This is a genomic window from Paraburkholderia steynii (assembly GCF_900100565.1).
Classification (GTDB): Bacteria; Pseudomonadota; Gammaproteobacteria; order Burkholderiales; family Burkholderiaceae; genus Paraburkholderia; species Paraburkholderia terrae.
Genome location: NZ_FNDI01000004.1, coordinates 106031 through 129652 on the forward strand (window position 1 = coordinate 106031; position 23622 = coordinate 129652).

General features: G+C 62.1%; 21 protein-coding genes. 11 read left to right on the forward strand and 10 right to left on the reverse strand.

The genetic code is table 11. The annotated features are described in order from the left end of the window. Positions 1 to 16: 16 nt before the first annotated feature. From BLT65_RS09250 to BLT65_RS09260, 3 genes are read right to left on the reverse strand one after another with little or no spacing between them, the layout of a single operon-like run. On the reverse strand, positions 17 to 862 hold the full coding sequence (locus BLT65_RS09250) for an amino acid ABC transporter permease (RefSeq protein WP_091777155.1): 846 nt from the start codon (positions 860 to 862) through the stop codon (positions 17 to 19). Beyond that, complete coding sequence (locus BLT65_RS09255) at positions 852 to 1595, reverse strand: amino acid ABC transporter permease (protein WP_091777157.1); 744 nt, start codon at positions 1593 to 1595, stop codon at positions 852 to 854. The genes BLT65_RS09250 and BLT65_RS09255 overlap by 11 nt, the downstream gene beginning before the upstream one ends. Before the next feature lie 2 nt (positions 1596 to 1597). Further along, complete coding sequence (locus BLT65_RS09260) at positions 1598 to 2449, reverse strand: transporter substrate-binding domain-containing protein (RefSeq protein ID WP_091777159.1); 852 nt, start codon at positions 2447 to 2449, stop codon at positions 1598 to 1600. Between the two features lie 310 nt (positions 2450 to 2759). Here BLT65_RS09260 and BLT65_RS48395 point away from each other — a divergent pair, with 310 nt between their 5' ends. The 7 genes from BLT65_RS48395 to BLT65_RS09290 are packed head-to-tail and all read left to right on the forward strand — an operon-like array spanning position 2760 to position 9534. Next, positions 2760 to 2891: a hypothetical protein gene (locus BLT65_RS48395; protein ID WP_279634446.1), complete on the forward strand. Its 132-nt coding sequence runs from the start codon at positions 2760 to 2762 to the stop codon at positions 2889 to 2891. Next, on the forward strand, positions 2888 to 3727 hold the full coding sequence (locus BLT65_RS09265; protein WP_091777165.1) for an amino acid ABC transporter ATP-binding protein: 840 nt from the start codon (positions 2888 to 2890) through the stop codon (positions 3725 to 3727). Before BLT65_RS48395 ends, BLT65_RS09265 begins: the two co-directional genes overlap by 4 nt. A 29-nt stretch (positions 3728 to 3756) precedes the next feature. Further along, positions 3757 to 4389, forward strand: a complete 633-nt coding sequence (locus BLT65_RS09270) for a cysteine dioxygenase family protein (RefSeq protein WP_091777167.1) — start codon at positions 3757 to 3759, stop codon at positions 4387 to 4389. Then, on the forward strand, positions 4389 to 5579 hold the full coding sequence (metC, locus tag BLT65_RS09275; RefSeq protein ID WP_091777169.1) for a cystathionine beta-lyase: 1191 nt from the start codon (positions 4389 to 4391) through the stop codon (positions 5577 to 5579). Before BLT65_RS09270 ends, metC begins: the two co-directional genes overlap by 1 nt. Positions 5580 to 5614: 35 nt before the next feature. Continuing rightward, positions 5615 to 7249 (forward strand): rhodanese-like domain-containing protein, encoded by a 1635-nt coding sequence (locus BLT65_RS09280; protein WP_091777171.1) that lies wholly within the window; start codon positions 5615 to 5617, stop codon positions 7247 to 7249. Next, positions 7246 to 8097: a transporter substrate-binding domain-containing protein gene (locus BLT65_RS09285; protein ID WP_091777173.1), complete on the forward strand. Its 852-nt coding sequence runs from the start codon at positions 7246 to 7248 to the stop codon at positions 8095 to 8097. Before BLT65_RS09280 ends, BLT65_RS09285 begins: the two co-directional genes overlap by 4 nt. Positions 8098 to 8100: 3 nt before the next feature. Then, positions 8101 to 9534, forward strand: a complete 1434-nt coding sequence (locus BLT65_RS09290) for an NAD(P)-binding domain-containing protein (protein WP_091777175.1) — start codon at positions 8101 to 8103, stop codon at positions 9532 to 9534. Positions 9535 to 9635: 101 nt separating this feature from the next. Here the strand turns inward: BLT65_RS09290 and BLT65_RS46400 are convergent, their stop codons facing one another. Beyond that, the gene (locus BLT65_RS46400; RefSeq protein ID WP_143036500.1) at positions 9636 to 9917 is read right to left on the reverse strand and encodes a hypothetical protein; all 282 of its coding nucleotides are present in this window, start codon (positions 9915 to 9917) and stop codon (positions 9636 to 9638) included. A gap of 155 nt (positions 9918 to 10072) precedes the next feature. After that, entirely contained in the window at positions 10073 to 11092 is a 1020-nt protein-coding gene (locus tag BLT65_RS09295; protein WP_091777177.1) for a LysR family transcriptional regulator, read from the reverse strand. Between the two features lie 178 nt (positions 11093 to 11270). On the opposite strand from BLT65_RS09295, the gene BLT65_RS09300 reads away from it, so the two are divergent. The 4 genes from BLT65_RS09300 to BLT65_RS09315 are packed head-to-tail and all read left to right on the forward strand — an operon-like array spanning position 11271 to position 18061. After that, positions 11271 to 12086 carry an alpha/beta hydrolase gene (locus tag BLT65_RS09300; protein ID WP_091777179.1) on the forward strand — a complete coding sequence of 272 codons (816 nt, stop codon included), beginning with the start codon at positions 11271 to 11273 and terminating at the stop codon, positions 12084 to 12086. A 30-nt stretch (positions 12087 to 12116) separates the two neighbouring features. Further along, positions 12117 to 13292 carry an efflux RND transporter periplasmic adaptor subunit gene (locus BLT65_RS09305; protein ID WP_042304595.1) on the forward strand — a complete coding sequence of 392 codons (1176 nt, stop codon included), beginning with the start codon at positions 12117 to 12119 and terminating at the stop codon, positions 13290 to 13292. Positions 13293 to 13337: 45 nt separating this feature from the next. After that, positions 13338 to 16532: an efflux RND transporter permease subunit gene (locus BLT65_RS09310; protein WP_042304594.1), complete on the forward strand. Its 3195-nt coding sequence runs from the start codon at positions 13338 to 13340 to the stop codon at positions 16530 to 16532. Positions 16533 to 16540: 8 nt separating this feature from the next. Beyond that, positions 16541 to 18061: an efflux transporter outer membrane subunit gene (locus BLT65_RS09315; RefSeq protein WP_091777181.1), complete on the forward strand. Its 1521-nt coding sequence runs from the start codon at positions 16541 to 16543 to the stop codon at positions 18059 to 18061. Between the two features lie 126 nt (positions 18062 to 18187). Here BLT65_RS09315 and BLT65_RS09320 read toward each other — a convergent pair whose 3' ends face one another. The 5 genes from BLT65_RS09320 to BLT65_RS09340 form a co-directional block, all read right to left on the reverse strand. Next, positions 18188 to 18766, reverse strand: coding sequence for a TetR/AcrR family transcriptional regulator (locus BLT65_RS09320; protein ID WP_042304752.1), 579 nt, complete (start codon positions 18764 to 18766; stop codon positions 18188 to 18190). 125 nt (positions 18767 to 18891) lie between these two features. Continuing rightward, complete coding sequence (locus BLT65_RS09325) at positions 18892 to 19605, reverse strand: TetR/AcrR family transcriptional regulator (RefSeq protein WP_091777183.1); 714 nt, start codon at positions 19603 to 19605, stop codon at positions 18892 to 18894. Between the two features lie 150 nt (positions 19606 to 19755). Then, positions 19756 to 21120: an MFS transporter gene (locus BLT65_RS09330; RefSeq protein ID WP_091777185.1), complete on the reverse strand. Its 1365-nt coding sequence runs from the start codon at positions 21118 to 21120 to the stop codon at positions 19756 to 19758. A 141-nt stretch (positions 21121 to 21261) separates the two neighbouring features. Continuing rightward, on the reverse strand, positions 21262 to 22527 hold the full coding sequence (locus BLT65_RS09335; RefSeq protein ID WP_091777187.1) for a CaiB/BaiF CoA transferase family protein: 1266 nt from the start codon (positions 22525 to 22527) through the stop codon (positions 21262 to 21264). A 1-nt stretch (position 22528) separates the two neighbouring features. Further along, positions 22529 to 23305 (reverse strand): enoyl-CoA hydratase/isomerase family protein, encoded by a 777-nt coding sequence (locus BLT65_RS09340; RefSeq protein ID WP_091777189.1) that lies wholly within the window; start codon positions 23303 to 23305, stop codon positions 22529 to 22531. Positions 23306 to 23622: the final 317 nt, after the last annotated feature.

The window sequence follows — 23622 nt, forward strand, 5'->3', positions numbered from 1 at the left end:
CTGCGAGCAAAGATATCTAAGGATTGGCAATGCGCTTCTCGAGCCATCGGGTGAAGAGCGAGATTGGATAGCAGTAGGTGAAGAAAATAACCAGCGTCGCCAGATAGGTGAGGACGGTGAAGCTCGACCTCGCTACTGTGCTGCTTGCGACTTGCGCGGTGTCGATCAGATCGTGGATGCCGACCAGCGATGACAAGGCGGTGCCCATCGTGATGATGGCATAGACGTTCATCCATGGCGGCAACATGCGGCGCACGCATTGTGGCAGCACGATATGCCGCAGAATCTGCGCGCGCGAGAATGCCAGTGAACCGGCGGCTTCCCATTGCGTGGTCGGTATCGATGCAACCGCGCCGCGAAATACCTCGGCGATGTTGGCGCTTGCGGGCAGCGCGAGCGCGAGCGTCACCTTCAGCCAGTCCGGAAACGGCAGCGTCTTGCCGAATAAGGTGAACTCGAACGGAAAGACATAAGTCGTGAAATAGACGAGCACCAGCCACGGCGCATTGCGAAAAGCCTGAACCCAGAATCGTGCGATGCGTCCCGGCAGCGAGGGCGCGAGTCCGAGCGCTCCAATCGCAAGACCGAGGACCGAGCCGATCGCAACCGCGCCGACGCTGATCAGTACGTTCAACGCGAAGCCATGCACGAGCGCGGGTGTCCACTCGACGAAGCGCGCGAGCGTTTCGCCTCGCGAGCCCGAGTCAGGCGCAAACGTCCAGAGCAGTGCGCCGACAATCAGCACGCCGAGCGCGGCGGCGATGCCAGGGGCAGGTCCGCGTACACGCGTGATGCGGCGTGCATGCCCATCGCGGCGCGATTCGATATCGGAAAAGGGCGATGCAGCCGATCTAGGCGCCATAACCGGGAATCCATAAACGTCGTTCGAGCCAGCGCCCCGCAAGGCTGACCAGCCATGTCAGCAAACCAAAGAACAACAGAATGACGATCATCAACGCGAGCACGTTGTCGCGCTGCGTCCAGATCATGATCGACTGATACGTGACGTCGCCTACGGCAATCGCCGATGCAAGCGCCGTCGCCTTGACCAGTTCGACGAAGTTGTTCACGAGCGCCGGCAATGCCGTGCGAAGCGCCAGCGGCAATTCGATGCGCCAGAAGCGCGTCCTGCGATCGAAGCCGAGCGAGGCCGCACCTTCGAGCGTTTGCACGGGCAACGCGTCGAAGCCCGCGCGCAGTGCTTCCGCATGAAACGCACCCTTGTGCAGCGACAACACCAGCACGACCCAGAAGAACGGCTTGAACGGGTTGTCGATGTGGCTTTCGCGCAGCCATTGCGTGATCAGCATGTTCAGCACGAGAAACGCACAGTACAGCTGAACGAGCGTCGGTGTATTGCGCGTGAGATCGACGAAGGCGCGCGCCGGCGCCGCGATCCATGCATGGCGATGACGCAGCGCGATGAGCAGCAGCAAGCCCGCGAGCGCGCTCCCGAACATCGTCGCGATGACCAGTTCGATGCTCACCACGATCCCCTGCAGAAACGGCACGCGCTCGTAGGCGTCCAGCAGAAAGCGATAGTCGAGGCCGGCACGCGCGGCGGCGTCGATGAAAGCATGAAGCGAGACAGCCATGCTCACTGCTCAGCAGGCAATTGGTGATGCCACTCGGCCAGCGCCGGCGATGGCGGCGTCAGGCCGTTTTTCGCTTCATCGTCGATCAGCCAGCCCGTGCGATGCCAGTCGCGCACGATCGCATCGAGCTTCGCTGCCGTGTCCTTTTCGCCTTGCCGTACCCAGATCACCGACGGCGCAGGCTCGAGTTCCGGTTGCAGCGTGCGGTAGTCACGCCATTCGGGATCACGCTGCTGTAGCGGATAAAGCAGCGGTGCGGCGTCATGCACGGCCGCGACGCAACTGCCGCCGCGCAGCGCGAGCAGCGATTGGGACGAGCCGGGGAACGCGCGCGGCACGGCACCGTACTTCTCGACCACAGGCCGGATATAACTGCTGCCCTGCGAAATGCACACGGGCTTGCCGCGCAGGTCTTCCCACTTCGTAATGCCGCTCGATTTCGGCGTAATGGCCGTGCCGCCGACGCGGTAATACGGCGTCGGCACGTGATCGAGAATCTCGCCGCGCTGCGCGTTGAATTCCATGTTCGCAATCAGGATATCGACCTTGCCCTGCTGCAGGAACTGCACGCGTGTCGATGGTTGCACGGACACCAGTTGTACCTTCACGCCGAGGCGCTTGCCGATATCGTTGGCGAGATCGACGTTCATGCCGCGCGGCTGCTGCGTTTGCGGATCGAGCGAGCCGAATGGGCTGCCCCCAATCAGCACGCCGACCGCGATTTCATGGCGCGAATTGATCTTGTCGAGCGTCTGGTCCGCGTGAACGGGTGTACTGATTGCCGCAGCGGAAAGGGCCGTAACCAGGGAGAGAGCCGCGAATCGTTTGTTATATGCCGCTTTGCTGGATGTCATGAGCGATCGGATAAATGAAAGGAATGGGCGCATGCGTCGTGGCAGTGAATGCGCCACTGCGACGGCATACGCTATGCCAATCCCGATGCGCAGCAAACGAAATGAATCTGCTAAGCAAAGTACACAGACGTTAAAGCGCGGCGCCGAATGCCGAGGCGCGGTTTTCGTACACATAGCAGATCGCCGCATATGGTTTCGCCGATTCGTTGGTTAGCGAATGACGTTGGCGTTTCTAGAATGATCGGCTGCTGAGTGGGCGTTCGACGTCGATGCGTTGGTTCGGCCAATCAGCACTGACGACAGGACAGCGATGACAGAACTCATTGTTTCGGCGCGTGCAGCGCGTATCGGCCTCGCGCCCAACGCGGCGGTTGTCGCGGAGCCCACGCATCACAGCGTCGGCAAGGACGCATCGCGCACACTCGCTACGGAGGCCGTATGAACCGCATTGCCATCGATGAACAGGCGGCACTCGCGAAGATACGCGGCGCGGAAGACGCGCTGCTGGCGCTGCGCGACGTGCGCCTCGCCTATGGCAACACGGCCGTGCTCAATGGCATCGATCTGTCCGTCCGACGCGGGCAGGCCGTGTCGATCATCGGTCCATCAGGCTCGGGCAAGTCGACGATCTTGCGCTGTGTCAACGGACTGGTTTCGCCTCAAAGCGGCGAGATTCACGTCGATGGCATCGACGTGCGCGCGCAGAGAACAGACGCGCAACGCATCGCGCTGCGCAAGCGGATCGGTTTTGTGTTCCAGCAATACAACCTGTTTCCGCATCTAAACGTGGTGGAGAACCTGATCATCGCGCCGATGCGCGTGCTCGGGCGCAGCCGCGCGGAAGCCGAGAGCGACGCGCACGCGCTGCTCGCGAAGGTACGTCTCGCCGATAAGGCGAAGGCGTATCCTGGCGCGCTGTCGGGCGGACAGCAGCAGCGCGTCGCGATTGCGCGCACGCTGGCGATGCGGCCCGACCTGATTCTGTTCGACGAAGTGACGTCGGCGCTCGATCCCGAAACGGTCGGCGAAGTGCTGAACGTGATCGGTGAACTGGCCGACGAAGGGCAGACCTGCGTGCTGGTCACGCACGAAATGCGCTTTGCCGAAGACATCAGCGACGAAGTGTTTTTCACGGAAGGCGGCGTGATCGTCGAGCACGGCAGCGCACGACAGCTTTTTCACGATCCCATCCACGAGCGAACCAGACTCTTTCTGCAGCGCGCCCGCGGCGAGGACCGCACAGGCCGCGCGCGGCGGCGCGTGCAAGACGACGCGTGAATTTTCAACGATCAATCATCCTCACGACCATGAGCACAATCACGAACGAAACCATCGATGCCGTCGCCTCGCAACGCTGCGAAGCGGTGCAGAAGCTGCTTGCCGGTGCGCGCAAGATCATTGACGACAAAGGTGTCACGCGTGATGCGCTCGCCGCGATCAGCGCGCGGCTGCTGGAACTCGCGACGCAGCGCACACTGTTCGATGCCGCCGATTTCCCACCGCCGCAGCGCGACAGCGGCGACACGTCGACGCGCTACCGGCTCAATCCCGGCGAAGACGGCTTTGCGCTGTATCTGAATTCACTGCTGCCGGGCAAGACGACGATTCCGCACAACCACGACACATGGGCCGTGATCGCCGCCATCGATGGTGCGGAGCTAAACCGTATCTACCGGCGCACGGACGATGGCCGCGACCCTGAGCGCGCGCAACTCGAACTGTCGCATGAAGTGGTCGTGCGGCCCGGCGTGCCGATCGCGTTTCTGCCGGACGATATCCACAGCATTCACGTCGGCGGCGCGGAACCGACGCTGCATTTCCATCTGTATGGCCGTCCGCTCGACACGCTGACGGGCCGCCTCGGTTTCGAACCCGGCACGGGCGCCGTCGTGCGTTACAACGCGACGCACATGCAACGCGCGACGCAGGCGGTCGGCTGATGGCGGCAACGGACGACCATTTGCTGACCCGCGTTCTGCGCGCCGGCGCGCCAGCGTTCGAAGGCGGCGCGGCGCCCGTCAACGTGCCCGTCGTGCGCACGAGTACGGTGCGTTTCGAGAGCGACGCGGCTCGCGTCGAGCTGCAGCATCGGCGCGAAGCGGGCGAATCTGTCGGTACGTATGGACGGCACGGCATGGCGACGCATCGCGCGCTCGAAACCGCGATTGGTGAACTCGAGGGCGCAAGTGAAGTGCTGCTCGCGCCTTCCGGTTTGTCGGCGATTACGCTGGTGTTTATCGCGCTGTTGTCGCCGGGCGATCATGTAGTGGTGCAGGACAGTGTCTATGGACCAGTGCGCGAGCGCGCCGAGCCGCTGCTTACACGGCTCGGCGTGTCGTTCAGCTATTTCAGCGCGAGCGAAGGCGTGCCCGCAGCGCACGTCAGACCGAACACGCGGCTGATCTACGCGGAGTCGCCATCGTCGTTCTTTTATGAAGTGGTCGATCTGCCCGCGCTTGCCGCGTTTGCGCGCGAGCGCGGCATCCTGCTCGCGGCTGACAACACATGGGGCGCGGGGCTGTTGTATCGGCCGCTGGCGCTCGGCGCGGATATCTCGGTGCAGGCCACGACGAAATACCTCGGCGGGCATTCTGATCTGATGCAGGGCGCTGTATCGACGGCCAATGCGGCGCTCGCCCGTAAGCTGCGCGATACACACGACGCACTCGGCCTGAGCGTCGGCGCGGACGATGCCTATCTCGCGCTGCGCGGCATCCGCACGCTCGCGGTGCGCCTCGCGCAGCATGGGCGAAATGCGCTCGAAGTCGCGCAGTATTTGCAGACGGAACGCCATGCGGTTGCGCGCGTGTTTCATCCCGCGTTGCCTGACGATCCCGGTCACGCACTCTGGCGTCGCGATTTTGCGGGTGCCAATGGGCTGGTTTCGTTTGCGTTGCACCACGCGGATCACGACAAGGCGCGTGCGTTCATCGATGCGCTGCGTTTGTTCGGCATTGGCGCGTCGTGGGGCGGCTACGAAAGCCTTGCATTGATTGCACCACCGTCGCGTGTGCGTGAACACAGCTACTGGCAGGGCAGCGCGCCCGTCGTGCGCCTGCATGTCGGCCTCGAAGATCCTGCGGATCTGATTGATGATCTGAAGCAGGCGTTTCGTCGCGTCGTGCAATAGACGCGCTCACTCTCACTTCATTGCCTCTACTCCGAATGACAGACAGTTTTTCGCTGATACCTGCGACCACCGTTCGCGAATGGCTGAACGACGGCGACGAACTCGCGCTTTTCGATGTGCGCGAAGCCGGCGAGTTCGGCGAAGGTCATCCGTTCTTCGCGATTCCGCTGCCGTATAGCAGGCTGGAACTCGACGTCAGCCGGCTCGCGCCGCGCCGCAATGTACGCGTCGTTTTGCTCGACGATGGCGCGAACGACGAAGCGATTGCGCGTCGCGCAGCGCGGCGGCTGCATGCGTTGGGCTATACGCGGGTTTTTGTGTTGGAAGGTGGTGCCCGTGGATGGTCCGCTGCGGGTTACACGCTTTTCAAAGGCGTGAACCTGCCGTCGAAGACCTTTGGCGAACTGGTCGAGCATGCGTACGAGACGCCGCGTGTTTCAGCGGCGGAACTCGCGCGTTTGCAGGCCGAAGGCAAGCCACTCGTGCTGCTCGACGGCCGCACGGTCGAAGAACACAGGAAGATGACGATACCGGGCGCGGTGAGTTGCCCAAACGGTGAACTGGCGTACCGTATCGGCGCGCTTGCAGGCGATCCCGATACCCCCGTCGTCATTCATTGCGCAGGTCGGACGCGCAGCATTATCGGTGCGCAATTGCTGCGTAGCTTCGGTTTGCCGAATCGCGTTGTCGCGCTGGAAAACGGCACGCAAGGCTGGGCGCTTGCGGGCCTCACGCTCGAGCATGGCAGCGTGCGACGTTATCCCGATACGGTCGATGAACGCGCATTGGCCGCCGCGCGTGATCGTGCTTCCAGACTGGCGGAGCGCTTCTCGCTGAAAACGCTCGACGCAAAGCGCGCGCAGGCATGGCTCGATGCGACGGATCGCACGACCTATCTTCTCGATATACGCAGCGCCGACGAGTTCGCGCGTGACGGCGTACGAGCTGCCGTACACGCGCCGGGCGGCCAGCTTCTTCAGGCGACCGATCAGACGATCGGCGTGCGCAATGCGCGTGTGCTGCTGGTCGATCACGACGGCGTGCGCGCGCCTGTCATCGCCACATGGCTTGTGCAACTCGGCATCGAAACGGCGCTCGTTCCAGCGCAAGAGGCGAACGCATTGCATCGCGCCGTTGTTGAAACACAAGGCATAGCAGAAGGCCTGATCGATGCGAACGAACTGCGCACGCTGCGAGGCACCCACGGCTTGCATCTGATCGATCTGCGCTCCAGCGCGGCGCATCGCGGCGGCCATCCAGAGGCCGCGCGCTGGTCGATTCGTCCGAAGTTGCCCGACACGCTGGAGAGTGCGGCGCGATCCGATCGCATCGTGCTATTCGCGGATTCGACTGAACTGGCCGCGCTCGCGGCGCTCGATCTTCGCGAAGCCGGTTTCACAAGCGTATCGATCGCGGAGGCAGGCCTCGACACCTTCAAACAGGCAGGCTATCCACTCGAAGCCTCGCCCGCGTCGCCGCCGGATAGCGAACGCATCGACTATCTGTTCTTCGTCCACGACCGGCACGAAGGCAATCTCGATGCCGCGCGCGCCTATCTGGCATGGGAAACGGGCCTCATCGCGCAGTGCGCGCCGGACGAACTCCAACACTTCCGCATCGATGCGTCATCGTCGGGTGCGGATCTTCATCGCGAACTGACTCGTTCATGATCGACCGCCTTTCGAAGCGCGTGCTGCGCGCAACCACGTGTTTGTCCGCCGTCGTCGCATGCTTCGCATCGACGGGCATCGCGCACGCGGACGCCACTCTGGACCGCATCAAGGCGCGCGGCACGCTGGTCGTCGGCGTCGTACTCGACGGCACCTACGGCACGCTCGATCCCGCGACGCGCAAGCCCATCGGCTACAACGTCGAGCTAAGCGAAAGCCTCGCGAGCCATCTCGGCGTGAAGTTCGAAGCGATTGAAGTGACGCCGCCGAACCGCGTGCAGTTCCTGCAGCAAGGCAAGGTGGATGCGTTGATCGCCAGCATGCAGTACACGAAGGAGCGCGACGAAATACTTAGCTACGTGCCGACGCCTTTCGAAGAGATAGGCGGCAGCGCGATGGTACACAAGGACGCGGGCATCCACGACTGGAAGGATCTGCGCGACAAGCCCGTCTGCGTCTCGCAAGGCAGCAACTACACGAAGCCGCTGATCGAGCAATACGGTGCGCAGGTCAAGGCATTCAAGGGCATGCCCGAAGCGCTGCTCGCGCTGCGCGGCGGAACGTGCGTCGCATCGGTCCACGTGACGCCAGGCATCGAGGCGCGTCTTGCGAACGCATCGGGTGAATGGAAGTACTATGAATCGCCGATGCCGACGCAGCTGATTCCGTCGCCTTCCGTGATCTGGGTGCGTAAAGGACAGACCGATACCGTTGCCGCCTTCGACAAGATCGTCAAGGACTGGCATCGCAGCGGTTTTCTGATCGACGAAGGCAACAAGTGGCACATGCCGCCGTCGCAACGGTTGCAGGAATGGCACCGGCAATACGCCGCCAACAAGGGAAACTGACCCATGACACAGACTGCCGATCTGGACCGCGATGCACTCCGTACGCTCGATCTGCTCGGACCCGCGCCCGACAACTGGGTGCCGGACCGGCCAGGCGTCGATCACAACGTTTTTATCGTCGGTGCGGGGCAGACGGGCTGTGCGTTCGCGTTTGCGCTGCGGCGCGCGGGCATTGGCCGCGTCAGCGTGATCGATGCGGCGGCGGATGCAGCGAAGGCGGGCGTATGGCTCAACCGTGCGCGCATGAACAAGCTGCGTACGCCGAAGACGCTTGTCGGCCCTGAAGGCGGCTTGCCGGGTTTGAGTTTTCGCGCGTGGTACGAAGCGCGTTTCGGCGTGGCGTCGTATCAGGACATCGACCGCATTCCGCGAGAGCGCTGGGCCGAATATCTCGCGTGGTATCGCGAGTTTCTTGAGATTCCGGTTCGCTACGGCACGCGTCTCGTGCGGATCGAACCGAAGGGTACGCATTTCGCGGTCCATCTCGAAGTGGACGGCGTCGCGCGTGTCGAAACGGCGCGCAAGGTGCTGCTGTGCAATGGCGTCGCGGGCAATGGCGGCGCGTTCGTGCCGGCGGTGCTCAAGAACTTGCCGCCGCAGCTTGTCGCGCATACGTCCGATCCAATCGATTTCGCGGCGTTGCGTGGCAAGTCGGTTGCCGTGCTGGGGGGAGCGGCCTCTGCGTTCGATGCCGCCGCGACCGCGCTCGAAGCAGGCGCAGCGGACGTGCATCTGTTCGCGCGCCATACGACGCTCGCGGCCACGCCCGTATCACGCGCGCGGGCCTATCCGGGCGCATACGACAACTACTTCGATCTGCCCGACGCGTTGCGTTGGGCGCAGGCGCTGCGCTTCAAACGCTCGGGTTCGACGGCGCCGCCGGATTCAATCGAGCGCGTGACGCGCTTCGAGAACTTCCATCTGCACCTCGGCGCGCAGTGGGAAAGCGCGCGTGAAGCGTCGGGGCAGATTACTGCTGGCGTGTCCGGCGAGACGTTCCGCTTCGACTTCGCGATTGCGGGCACCGGCTATTTCATCGATCCTGCCGCGCGTCCCGAGCTGGCCAGCTTCGCGTCGCACATCCTGTTGTGGCGCGACCAGTTCATACCGTCCAGCAACGAGGCGGACGACGGGCTAGGCGCGCATCCGTATCTCGGCCACGCGCTCGAATACAAGGAGAAGGTTCCGGGCGATGCGCCGTATCTGAAGGACATTCATGTGTACAACCCCGCGGGATTCGTCAGCGCGGGCGTGCCTGTCGGCGATGTGCCGAGCATGAAGCGCGATATTCCCGCCGTGGTTCGCCGCATCAGCCGCGATCTGTTTCTCGGCGATATCGATTCGCACGCGCAACGGCTCGCCGCTGACGTACCTGCCGAGTTCGACGAGTCCCTGTATGCGGCAAGTCTGTGGGGAAGGGAAACGTCGAGCGCATGACGCTGGGGGTGTCGCACGGCAACGAGAAGGGGTGTCGCAGAGACGCCTCTTTCTGTATGAGCGCGGCTCGCGCACGGGAGCCCGCTGGCTGTCTGCTGTGCTTAACGTGCGATACGAATGGGCGGTGAATAAGAGCTAACCGTCGTATCGCCACTCCCACCCGTTTGCGACATACCTTTCGCGTCGCCACCAAAGCCCGCTTCGTCCGTGGCGGCTGAATGACCCGGCGTGCGAAGGCTCTGTGGCGAGGGGCCGCCTTGATCGGCCGCTACGGGCGCCGTGTGTACCGGCGATTGAGTGAGCGGTTGACTCGCCTGCGCGTAGCTGGACAGCGGAGTGGCGAAGATCGCCGCAATGGTGAGTGCTTTAACGGTCGATTTCATCGTGGAGTAGTGACGTTGGAGATAGACGGACACGATTGCCCACAGCGTGAGCGCAAGTGTATGAAGCGGCCCGTGAGCGATAAAGATGCACGTGCCGACATCTGTGTTCGGATGAAGTGAAAAATCGTCGCGATTGATTTCATCGATTGCGACGATCAGGTGCTGACTGCCATGTCCATCTCATCGGAATAGACCTCGTCAGCGGGGAGCGGCAATTGGGTTGCAACCGCAGGGTCGTCGCGGGTCCTGTCAATCGGAGGACGGTTGCGCGCGAATGCCAGCGGGGACTGTGCGCAAATCTCCGCCACCCATTCGACAAACACCCGGACCTTTGGCGCGAGATGCCGGTTGTGAGGGTAGACGGCAGACAGCGGCATGGAGCGGACTTTCCACGGCGCGAGTATTTCCTTGAGATCACCCGCTTCGATATGCGATGCAAGCATGAACAATGGCGCCTGAATGATGCCGGCACCGTTGACGCCGCACATGACGTAAGCGTCCGCATCGTTGACGGCCAGGCCGCCATTCATTTTCATGTCCCGGCTTTCGCCATTCACATCGAAGTTCAAGCCCAGGGTTCGACCGGTACGGCTGGAAAAATAATGTACCGCGACGTGTTGCTCGAGTTCTTCGAGTGAGCGAGGTTCGCCGTAGCGAGCGAGGTAGGCCGGACTGGCGGCCGTGATGGTCGACAAAGAGCCGAGCCGCCGCGCAACCAGGGTGGAGTCGTCCAGATTGCCGACCCGGAGCGCGCAGTCGACCCCTTCCTGAATCAGGTCCACTTGCCTGTCTCCGAAACCCAGCATGAGTTCGACGTGCGGGTGCCGCTCGCGAAATTCCTCGAGGCGCGGCATCACGATCAGGCGCCCCAGCGAACCGGGCATGTCCACTCGGAGTTTGCCCCGAGGGCCTTTGACGACATTGGCGAGGCTGTCCTCGATCTCGTCGATGTCGGCCAGCACCCGCACGCAGCGTTCGTAATATCCCGCGCCTTCGGGCGTCAGGTTCAGGCGGCGCGTGGTTCGCTGCATCAGGCGCGTGTGCAGATTCGCTTCCAGATTCTTGATGATGGTGGTGGCCGACGCACGCGGAATGTCCAGAGCGTCCGCCGCGCGAGCGAAGCTGTTCATCTCGACGACCTTGGTGAAGACCTTCATCGCCAGGAGCTTGTCCATATTCCCTTACCTCACACAAATCAGCTGCAACTCGCTTTCGGACGCGGCAGGGCGGGAGATACCTGTGATTCTTCGGCTGCCGTGAATAGTGTTCTGGATTATAACCATTTATCTGATTGGCGTCTTCGAACAGAATTGCTCGCATCGAAACATCCGGGAAGGCGCAGGCCTGCAGGCTATGTCAATCAATGTCGAACAGGCGATCGAAATTCAGAGCGTGGATCTGGATGGTCACGCACAAGCCATCCGCTTGCGTACCTATCGTCCTCCAGGCAGGCGCGACGTGCTGCCTGTCATATTTTTCTTTCACGGCGGCGGATTCGTTAAGGGAACGCCCGAGCAGTCCGATCCCATGTGCTCGCAGATTGCGCTTCAGGTGCATGCGCTGGTCGTCTCGGTGGGTTACTCGCTGGCGCCGGCATTTCCGTTTCCTACCGCGCTCCATGACGGATTTCTCGCCGCGCAGTGGGTGGTCACCCATGCGCGCGCGCTTCATGCCGACGCGAAGCGAATGGCTGTTGCCGGGCACGACGCAGGCGGCAATCTGGCGACAGGTCTCGCGGCGATGGTCCGTGACCGGGCTTCTTTTCGTTTGCGCGCCCAGGCGCTGCTTGCGCCGCTGCTCGATCCAAGTATGACGCGCTTCCCTGATCTGGATGATGAGGTGACTCTAGATATGTGCGCCGAGGAGTGCGCTTCCGGCTATCGAGCCTATCTGCCGTTGGCGTCGCTGAGGCTTCATCCCTACGCCGCGCCGATAGAGTCCCTGCGTCTGGCGGGGCTGCCTGCCGCATTCATCGCAAGCGCGGAAAACGACCTGATGCACGTGGAGGCAGAGCGGTACGCCGCCGGGCTGATCGCAGCGGGCGTGCCCACGACTGTCACACGCTACCGCGGCGTCGCGCACTACGAACTGGCGTCACGACAGGACGTCACGGCTGACGTTGCCGCCTTCTTCAGCAAAGAACTGGGCTCCGCGCCGAAGCGTTCCTGATTCATGTAGCCAATAAATGGGAGTTTGAAAATGCCGTCAAAGCGTAGGCTGGTTGCCGCCAGCGCGGTCTTTCTGGTCGTTGTCGCGGGAACTGCCGCGACCTATCACGTGCGTGGCAGCGCGCCCCTGAGCGAGGCGGCTGCCGCTGCAGCGCCGCCGGCTGCGGACGTCGATGTCGCGCCCGTGGTCTCGCAGACCATCACCGACTATCAGGCCTACTCGGGCCGCATCGAGGCCATCAACAACGTCGAGATCCGGCCGCTCGTCTCCGGAACGATCGTCGCCGTCCACTTCCACGACGGAGCGATGGTCAGAAAGGGCGACCTGCTCGTCACGATCGACCCGCGTCCATATCAGGCGGAGGTCGACCGGGCAGCAGCGCAACTGGCTTCGGCGGAGTCCCGCAACGGTTATGCGACGGCGGACTGGGCTCGCGCGCAAAGGCTGCTGACGGACAACGCCATCGCCAAACGCGACTACGACCAGGCGCAGAACGCCAATCGCGAAGCAGTGGCAGCCGTGAAGGCGGCGAAAGCCGCGCTTGAAGCGGCGCAGATCAATCTGGGCTACACCGCCATCACGGCGCCCGTGTCGGGACGCGTATCCCGCGCGGAACTGACGGTTGGCAACATCGTTTCGCCGGGAGCCACTGCGCCTGTGCTGACAACGCTGGTGTCGACGTCGCCCATCTATGCATCGTTCGACGTCGACGAGCAGACGTACCTGCGCTTTCTCAGCCGTGACTCGAAAGTGACGGTACCCGTCTCCGTTGGACTCGCGAACGAGACGGGCTATTCGCGTCAGGGCGTGATCGATTCCGTGGACAACCGGCTCGACACCAGTTCCGGGACGATTCGCGTGCGCGCGCGTTTCGACAATGAGGACGGCGTGCTGGTCCCGGGTCTTTACGTCCGGGCTCGCGTGGGCGGCGGTGTGCCGCATCAGGCCGTGCTGGTCAACGACGCAGCCATTCAGACCGATCAGGACAAGAAGTTCGTGCTGCTGGTGGATACGGAGAACAAGGTCCGATACCGCGAAGTGAAGCTGGGCGACCAGCATCAGGGTTTGCGTGTCATCACGGGTGGCCTGCAGCCGGGAGACCGCGTCGTCGTGAACGGCATACAGCGCGTTCGTCCGGGCGATCCCGTCAAGCCCAACCCGGTGCAGATGTCGGGCGGCACCGCCTCTACGACAAGGGCGTCCTGAGTGCGCGCATCGCGCCTTGCCCTTCACGCCTAGCCAGAGAATGTCATGAACCTCTCCAAGTTTTTTATCGAACGCCCGATATTTGCGGCTGTCCTGTCAGCAATGATCTTGCTGGCGGGGCTGATCTCGATGGTCAATCTGCCCATCTCCGAATATCCCGGCGTGGTCCCTCCGTCCGTCGTGGTGACGGCGCAATACCCCGGCGCCAATCCGAAGGTGATTGCCGAAACGGTGGCTTCGCCGCTCGAAGAACAGATCAACGGTGTTGAAAACATGCTGTACATGCAGTCGCAAGCGAATAGCGACGGCACGCTCACAACGACGATCACGTTCAAGCTCGGCACGAATCCCGACCTCGCGCAGCAGCAGGTGGAGACGCGTGTGAACCAGGCGCTGCCGCGCCTGCCCGAGGACGTGCAACGCCTCGGGGTCACGACGATCAAGTCGTCGCCGACCCTCACGATGGTTGTCCACCTTGTTTCCCCGAGCGAGAAGTACAACAGCACGTATCTGCGCAACTATGCGCTGATCAACGTTCGCGACCGGCTCGAGCGCATTCCCGGCGTTGGCCAGGTCACGCTGTGGGGTTCCGGCGACTATTCGATGCGCGTGTGGCTCGATCCGCAGAAGGTGGCCGAGCACAACATGACGGCCAACGATGTCGTTACAGCGATCCGCGACCAGAACCTTCAGGTGGCGGCCGGCCAGGTGGGTGCGTCTCCGTCGACTCCCGATGCGCCGCTGCAACTCAACGTGAATGCACAGGGCAGACTCGAAACCGAAGACGAATTCCGCGACATCGTCCTGAAGACATCGCCCGATGGCGCGGTGACGCGACTCAAGGACGTCGCGCGCGTCGAAATGGGGGCATCCGAATACGCACGCCGTTCGCTGCTGAACAACAAGTCGGCGGTGGCGATGGCGATCTTCGAGTTGCCGGGAGCGAACTCGCTGGACATTTCGGAACACGTTCGCGAGGCGATGAAGCAACTCCAGGCAGACATGCCGGAAGGCGTGAAGTACGACATCGTCTATGACCCGACGCAGTTCGTGCGTTCGAGTATTCATGCCGTGATTCACACCTTGCTGGAAGCCATCGCGCTGGTCGTGCTGGTGGTCATCGTGTTCCTGCAAACGTGGCGCGCGTCGATCATCCCGCTGCTCGCCGTACCCGTTTCGATTGTCGGCACGTTCTCGCTGTTGCTTGCGTTCGGTTTCTCGATCAATGCGCTGTCGCTGTTCGGCATGGTGCTGGCAATCGGCATCGTGGTCGACGACGCGATCGTGGTGGTCGAGAACGTCGAACGCAATATCTCTACGGGCCTGACTCCGAAGGAGGCGACCCATCAGGCGATGCAGGAGGTCAGCGGGCCGATCATCGCCATTGCCCTGACGCTGATTGCCGTGTTCGTGCCGCTCGCCTTCATGAACGGCTTGACGGGCCAGTTCTACAAGCAGTTCGCGATGACCATTGCCATTTCGACGGTCATTTCCGCGTTCAACTCGCTGACACTTTCGCCCGCTCTTGCCGCGCTGTTGCTCAAAGGACATCACGACCCGAAGGATTGGCTCACGCGTGCAATGGATCGGGTGTTCGGACCGTTCTTCAACGCATTCAACAAGGTATTTCATCGCGGCTCCGAGTCGTATAGCCGCGGCGTATCGAAGGTCGTCAACCGCAAGGTGGTTATTCTCGCGATCTATGCCGTGTTGCTGGGGCTGACCGTGCTCATGAGCAAGGTCGTGCCGGGTGGATTCGTTCCCGTTCAGGACAAGCAGTACCTGGTCGCCATCGTGCAGTTGCCCAACGGCGCGTCGCTCGACCGCACGGAAGATGTGGTGCGCGAAGTCGGGGAGATCGCGCTGAAGACACCCGGCGTCGAATCAGCCGTGCAGTTCCCCGGCTTGTCGATCAACGGCTTCACCAATTCGTCGAGTTCGGCCGTCATCTTTTTCGGCGAAACGCCCTTCGAAGAGCGTGAAGGCAAGTCGATGAACGGACTGAGCATTGCCGCCGAACTGAACAAGCGACTGTCCGGTATCAAGGGGGCGTTCGTCGCGGTGTTTCCGCCGCCGCCCGTTCTTGGTCTGGGCACGCTGGGTGGCTTCAAGCTTCAGATCGAAGACCAGCAGGCCCAGGGCTATACCGCGCTCAACAACGCGACCCAGTCGTTTCTGAAAGAGGCAGCGAAGACACCTGAACTCGGCCCGGCGTTCTCGACGTACCAGATCAACGTGCCGCAAGTGAATGTCGCCGTTGACCGCGTGAAGGCCAAGCAATTGGGTATCTCCGTGAACGACATTTTCACCACGATGCAGGTGTATCTCGGTTCGTTCTATGTGAATGACTTCAACCGTTTCGGCCGTGTCTATCAGGTGCGCGTGCAGGCGGATGCGCCATTCCGCGCGCACATGGACGACATCGGATTGCTGAAGACGCGTAACGACAAGGGGGAGATGGTGCCGCTGTCGACCCTCGTGAAAGTCACGCCAACCTACGGTCCTGACTCGGTGGTCCGCTACAACGGCTATACGGCTGCGGATATCAACGGTGGTCCCGCACCGGGCTATTCGTCGGGGCAGGCTCAGGCCGCCATCGAAAAAGTCGCCGCCAAAACCTTGCCGCGAGGGATGAAGTTCGAGTGGACCGATCTGACGTATCAGCAGATTCTTGCGGGCAATGCGGCGCTCTGGGTGTTTCCGATCAGCGTTCTGCTCGTCTACATGGTGTTGGCCGCGATGTATGAAAGCCTCACGTTGCCACTCGCCATTCTGATGATAGTACCGATGAGCGTGCTGTCCGCGCTGCTCGGCGTCTGGTTGACTCACGGCGACAACAACATCTTCACGCAGATCGGCCTCATGGTGCTGGTCGGGTTGTCCGCGAAGAATGCGATTCTGATTGTCGAATTTGCCCGGGAACTGGAAATGGAAGGGCGCTCGATCGTGCAGGCTGCGATCGAAGCAAGCCGGCTGCGTTTGCGCCCGATCCTGATGACGTCCTTCGCGTTCATCATGGGTGTGGTGCCGCTGGTCGTGTCGAGCGGCGCGGGTTCGGAGATGCGTCACGCGATCGGTATCGCTGTGTTCTTTGGGATGCTGGGCGTCACGCTGTTCGGCTTGCTGCTGACACCCGTCTTTTATGTCGTTCTGCGAAAGCTCGACAGGAAAGAGCACATCGTGGACAAACACGGACATCACCCGCACGTTCGCGGTGTCGATGCTTCCGTCGAAGCGTGAGGATCACCATGTCGAACAATAGAGTGAAGGTTGCGCTCTGGAGCTCGTTGACGCTGTTGAGCGCGGCCCTTCTGACGGCGGGTTGCTCGCTGGCGCCCGAGTACAAGGTGCCTGCTTCGGCTGCCTCCGCGGCTTTCAAGGAAGCGCCCGTCACGACGGCTACGGCGGCAGCGGAAGGGCAGGCGGGGACGTGGAAAATCGCGCAACCGTCCGACCAGATTCCGCGCGGGAAGTGGTGGGTGATTTTCGATGATCCCGCTCTCAACGATCTCGAAGAACAGGCGCTCGCCGCTAACCAGAACCTGGCTGCGGCAGCGGCGCGGCTCAAGGAAGCGCGCGCGCTCCAGCAGGCCACCCGCGCCGGCCTGTTTCCGACTATCGACGCAGGCTTTGGACCCACCCGGGAAAAGGTCTCGCCCGCTTCGCAGTTGCAGCCGGACGGTGGGAATATTCCGGCACAGACCTTGTGGCGCGCTCAGGCGACCGCGAGTTATGAAGTGGACCTGTTCGGACGCGTCTCCGACGCGGTGCGGGCGAGTCGCGCAGAGAGCGAGCAATCGGAGGCGCTGTTGCGCTCGGTTCAGCTCTCGTTGCAGGCGGACGTCGCTGCGAACTACTTCAAGGTCCGCGAGCTTGACGCGGAACTGCAGGTCTACGCGCAGAACGTGTCGCTTCGCGAGCAGGCGCTGAAACTGGTGCAGTCGAAGTTCGGTGCGGGTGACATCGCTGAACTCGATGTCGCTCGCGCCAAAGCCGAACTGGCAACGGCACGTTCCGATGCAATGACGGCAGAGAGGCAACGGGCGACGGCCGAGCATAGTCTCGCTGTTCTTCTGGGCAAGGCGCCGTCCGAGTTCTCGATGGCATCGAACCCGTTGCGACCCGTGCAGATCCGCATTCCGCCGGGTTTGCCGTCCGCGCTGCTCGAGCGGCGACCCGATATTGCGGCTGCCGAGCGGGCGATGGCGGCGGCAAATGCACGCGTCGGCGTGGCGAAGGCGGCGTATTTTCCTGCGCTGAACATCACGGGTGCAGCAGGATTCGAGTCCGCGACGCTGGCAGACCTTTTCAAATGGTCCAGCCGGGCGTTCATTCTCGGACCGCTGGCGGGCACCGCGCTGACCGTGCCGATCTTCGATGGAGGCCGTCGCGCAGGGAATCTCGCGAACGCGCGGGCCGTGTTCGACGAAGACGTGGCGAAGTATCGTCAGCAGGTGCTGCAGGCTTTCCAGGAGGTCGAAGACAACCTGTCGGACTTGCGGATTCTCGAACAGCAGATCCAGACGCAGGATGAGGCCGTGCAGGCGTCGACGCGGGCGGCGACGATCTCGCGCACGCAGTACCGGGAAGGGGCCGTCAACTATCTCGATGTGATCGACGCCGAACGCACGGTGCTTCAGTCGCAAACGACGGCCGTGCAGCTCACTGGTGTTCAGGCGGCGGCGACCGTCAATCTCGTTCGCGCGCTCGGTGGCGGATGGGGTGGTGACGTTACCGTCGGTTCCACTGATACGGGACGGCTGGAGTAACGGCCGAGAACGCATGCCGCTTGCTGAATCTGTCGGGCGTTCAGACGACAGTGAAGCGCGAGCGGTCTGCATGAAAAAAGCGGCGAGCGCACCTTTGGTGATGCTCGCCGCTCCTTCCGCTTTTGGTTATTTTGCAGCGCGTTTCGGCGACAGCAGTTCGAGTATCTGGCTCAACGCGCCATCGAGAATCTGCTTCGAAAGCTTGGGGTCCGTCACGGCGCGCGACAGTGCAACCGCGCCGACACACGCGCTCATGATGAGATGTGCTTCGGCACGCTTGTCCGCGCTGTCTTCAGTCGGTATGGCTTTTGCGATCAACTCGGCCATGCGTTTGACACGGGCCGTATAGGCCTCGCGCGCGTCGTCCGTGCTGCGGCTCATATCATTCACGAGCGTTGATACGGGACAACTATTCGACACCTCGTCACGATGCGTATCAGAGAGGTACATGCGCATCGCTTGCCGGGGTGACGTGACCATCGCCGCTTCCCAAGGCTCGACGTCGCGCAGGGCATGCTCGAAAGCCTCGGCGATGAGTTCATCACGGGAAGCGAAATGCCGGTAAAAACCCCCTACGGTCAGGCCCGCATCTTTCATCAGGTCAGCGATGCTGATGCCGTCCAGCCCTTGTTCGCGGAAGCGTTTGGCAGCGGCATCGACGATGCGTTGATGGGTGGCGATCTTGTCAGCTTGCGAATGTCCCACGTCTTCGGCTCCCACGGATCAACAAATCAAGAGGATTATTATAATCCTGATTGATTTTGGTGGGGAGTTGCCGGCCTCTCTGCCGGGGCACGTCATCGGTGCCTCGTTTTCGACCGCGACGACGGCTACGCTTTGGCCCGCTTTCGCGCTGTGCGCGTAGCCACAGGCTTCTGAACCAGCTCGCATTGCTCTATCACGCTCTGGAGATGATCCGGGCCCGCCGTGACGGCGCTAAGCAGTGTCGTCACCACGAAGTCGATCAGCTTGGGTATCGCCACTTTGGTGTCCGCACGCGGTGCGCGGTTCGACAGGATCAGCGTGGCGAGACCATGCTCCATACTCCACGCTGCATGGGTCACGAGCTTGAGATCGGACTGAGCCCAACCACTTTCGATAGCCAGCGCCTCGATCGTCTCGGAAAACAACCCAAAAGACCGGTTACTTTCCTCGGTGAGTTCCGGATACGCTTGATGCGCCGCGATGCGAGGCCCGATCATCAGACTGAACAGCCCATTGTGGTGCTGCGCAAACTCGATGTACACCCGCATCATCCGGTACGCTTTGGCAAGCGCCGTATCCTCGCTGTCGCGGATCGCAACGCGCAGCGCAGCGAGGTCGCGATAACCGCTTGCCGCGATCGTGGCAAGCAGTTCGTCGATGCCGGCGAAGTGCCGCGAGGGCGCGGCTTCCGATACGCCCACCATGCGCGCGAGATAACGAAGGCTCAGGTCTTGCGCCGATACCTCCATGAGCGCGCTGCGCCCCGCTTCGATGAGCGCATTGCGCAGATTGCCGTGGTGGTAATCCGCATTCTTCGCGATAGATGGCTTGGGACTCACGTGACCTTCGTTCGGGGAGCAAGGCAAGGGATTGATTATAAATTCCGCGCAGAGAGGCACGCAATATCGCGAATCACGCGTTTAACGAGCGTGTGTCGCTACACGCATTCTAGCGGTTCAGGTGCGCGGCTGGGTGTCGGCATCGACTAGTCACGTTGTGCTTTGAACCGCTATATCGACAACGCGCGATCGCCTCCTGACAATCCGCTGCACGCCGAACAGAAGAACGACGACGCCAAGTGCCTGGACACAGGCAATCATGATGAACCCACTCGCGTAAGTTCCCGTTGCGTCGCGGACATAGCCGATCAGAAAAGGCGTAACGAAGCCGGCGACGTTGGCGATGGAACTGATGAGCGGCACGCCGACCACCAGCGACTTGCCGCTGAGCAGGCCGACAGACATCTGCCAGAAGAGCGTTATACCAGCCCCCGTTCCCGCGAAGCCAAGAACAAGCAGGAAGAAAGTCGCGGTGGTACTACTGTGCCAGACAAAGACGAGCGTCGAGAGGCTCGCCGCAGTGAAGACCGCCGCCAGCGCACAGAAGAGCCGGCGGCGATGCGGGGCGCCCCCGATGCTGCAGATGAGCACATTGCCGAGTGCGCCCAGAACGCAGGCACCGGCAACCGCCCGGCCAATCTCTTTGTACCCACCGAATCCAGCCTCACGAAGTATCGTCGGGGAGAAGAAAAACAGCGCCGCCGTGGCGGCAAGGAGGCTGAAGTAGGCCGCGCTCAGGACCCAGACAGTCGGGTTGAGTAGCAGGGAACGCTCGTCTGCGCCGGAGTCGTCCATCGTTTCGGCATTCTTCCTGAGATCGTCCTCGACGAGCTTGCGCTGTCGCGCCGAAAGCCACTTTGCGCTGCCGGGCAGATCCGGAAGTATCGCGAACGCGATGCACGCCAACACGACGGTAGGGACAGCCTGAGTGAAGAACATCCACCGCCAGCCCTGAAAGCCAGCCAGTCCATTCATGTACTCAAGCACGAATCCACCCGTCAAACCGATCGCGACCGTCGAGAAGAGCGACCCTGAGTGGAACATGCTGAAATTGCGAGTGCGCCTTTTGCCCGGGAACCATGCATTGAAGTACAACACGACGCCCGGGTAGAAACCGGCCTCGAACACACCGAGCAGGAACCTCAACGCGTAGAACGTCGGCGCGCTATTGACGAACGTCATCGCGACACTCGTCACGCCCCACGCGCCGGCGATACCGGCAAGCACGGCGCGCGCACCGAACTTCTTTTGCAATATCGTAGTGGGCACGCCGAACAGCACGTAGCCGACAAAGAAGAGCCCGGCGCCCAATCCATATACTGTTTCGCTGAATCGCAGATCCACGACCATCTGCAACTTCGCAAAAGCAACGTTGGAACGACCGACCCACGCCAGCATCCACAAGCCGAACAGTATCGGCAGTATCCTCCATTGCGCCGACGCGTAGGCCTTCCGCAGCAGGGTGTTGTCATCTGACGATGATTCGTCTACACAGGCTTGCTTCGCCACTTCCATTCGGTCCTCCGACGTGTTGTGTTGATGCGGGTAGTACAAGGTGGACTGCAGCTATCAGAGGTCACCACCCGCACGCCCTCATCGACGGAAGAAGGCGCACGGGCTGCAGCGCCGTTGACGCGCCGCGACATGTGGTTGCGTTTAGCTGGACTGCGCTTCCGCAAGAACAGCCGCGTCTATCTGCTTCGCGGACGGTGGCGGCCCGCCGACCAGAATGCCGGTGTCGACAGCTTTGCGGATTTCGACATCCGCCAGGCCCGCTTCGCGGAACACCTGTTCGTTGTGCTCGCCGCGAAACGCGGGCGCGCTTCGCATTCCAAGCTCGTCATCGGAAAAGCGCCATGGATAGCCGTGGATCAGATACGAGCCGCCGCGACGGTCCGGAACCTCGTGTACCGCTCCCCACTGCTTCGCCCAATCGGTCTCGGCCAGTTCTTTTAGCGTGCGAATCTGGCCTATCGCGATCTTGGCCTCGTCCAACTGCGCATCGAGCGTCCTGAGATCGCGGAATGACAGCATCCACGTCTGGATCACTGCATGCAGTGCGTTGTAGTTCTGCAGGCGGCGCTCAGCGGTGCTGAAGCGCGGATCCCGCGCAAGGTCCATACGGCGCATGGCGCGCAAGTAATTCGGAAACGTGTTGCTGCCGATGATGCTTTGCGCCGCCACGAACTCTTCGCCACCAGGGCCAACGAAATGCGGGCCGTCGGAGGCGCCGAGGATACCCGGCTCGGCGCCCGTATCGACACCCGCGAGATCGAGGTGAGCGCGTTCGTTGATCGACAGCATCACGGCGGCCATTGCGACGTCGATGTATTGGCCGCGTCCCGTTACCTCACGCTTGCGCACCGCTGCAAGCACGGCGATAGTCGCCTGCAGGCCCGCATAGACGTCAGCGTGCGACAGCGGATCGGTCCACTTGCGGCCGTCGACCGCGCTGTCGAAGTGGCGCAGCGTGTTGTGCGTAAAGCCCGTTTCGGCCTGCACGGTCGGCGCGTAGGCCATGCGCGACGCCCAGGCGCCGCGCTGGCCGTAGCCGGTGATGGATACGTAGACGACCTTTGGATTGCGCCTCGCGAGCGTGTCATAGTCGAGTCCGAAGCCCTTGAGCGTGCCGGCCCGAAAATTCTCGACGATGATGTCCGCCTCGTCGCACAGCCGTAGCACGAGCTCGCGTGCGTGCGGCGCGTTCAGATCGATGCTGACGTTGCGCTTGCCGCTATTCTGTTGCGCGTAGTAGCCCGACATGCCGTCGCGATTCGGGAACGCAGCACGCGACACATCGGGCCGTGGCGGCTCGATCTTGATCACGTCGGCACCGAGATCGGCTAGCGTCCGGGCGCACAGCGGCCCGGCCAGCACCCGCGAAAAGTCGACAACCTTGAGTCCTTCGAGTGGTCCGGCCATGTCAATTCCCCTCGAAAATGGCGGTACCCGGGCCGGCGGTATCGAAGGCCTCCAGTCCACGCTTGAGATCTTGCGACGCCCAGACCGGCTTTTGCAGTTCGAACATTGCTTCGTCGGCGGCAGCGACACCTTCGTTGACCGCGACCCGCACGAGCTGCTTGGTGGCGGCATGCGCGACGGTCGGACCGGCCGCGAGTTCCTGCGCAACGGACAGCGCGACTTCATCGAGCTTGTCGTCGGGCACGACGAGATTGATCAAGCCCCAGCGTTCGAGCGTCGCCGCGTCGTAACGGCGGCCGAGCATCGCAAGTTCTTTGGCGCGCGCCGGGCCGGCCCGCATCACCTGACGCTGGATGCCACCCAGCAGCGGATGCAGGCCCAGCGCGACCTCAACTGATCCGATCCGGGCCGATTCGGCGACCACGCTGAAGTCGCAGGCGAGCACCACTTCGAAGCCGCCGCCAAGGCACGTGCCGTTCACCGCGACAACGATGGGGATCGGCAGTGTTTCGAAGCCTCGCAGCACGTCGAGCGGGTCCATCAGCCCCTGGCCTTGCCTGGCGATGCGATCCGGGAAGAGGGACACTTCGGCGCCGGCCGAGAAGTGCCGCAGACCGCTGCGCAGCAGGATCGCGCGCGAGCCGCGTTTCACCGCCGCGTCGAACTCATCGAGTAGCGCGCGATACAGCGTCGGGCCCATCAGGTTATGTGGGCGGCGGTTCATCGTAAGGACCGTCACGTGACCTTTGAGTTCTGTCAGAACAATTGCTTCGTCCATCGTTGCTCCATTTTGTCTGGTTCAGGTGTTTCTGCTTTTGATGTTAACAAGCATAACATTGAGGCGATGTGTTGATAGTCGCGTTTTCCCTGGCCACTGCGCAGACCGGGCCGCTCAATGAGTAATGCGTGGAGAGGTTCGTTTCTCTGTCGTTGGAAAGACAGCCTGGGGTGCGATCATTCGAACGTTGCAGTGCAGCCGTAATTCGAAATTGATCGCATAACGAAATAGATAGCAGATCATCATGATCCGCTCGACGCACGTTTGTTCGTCAAGACATCACGTTGATTCCGTTAGCGAGTAAAACTGAGACTGCA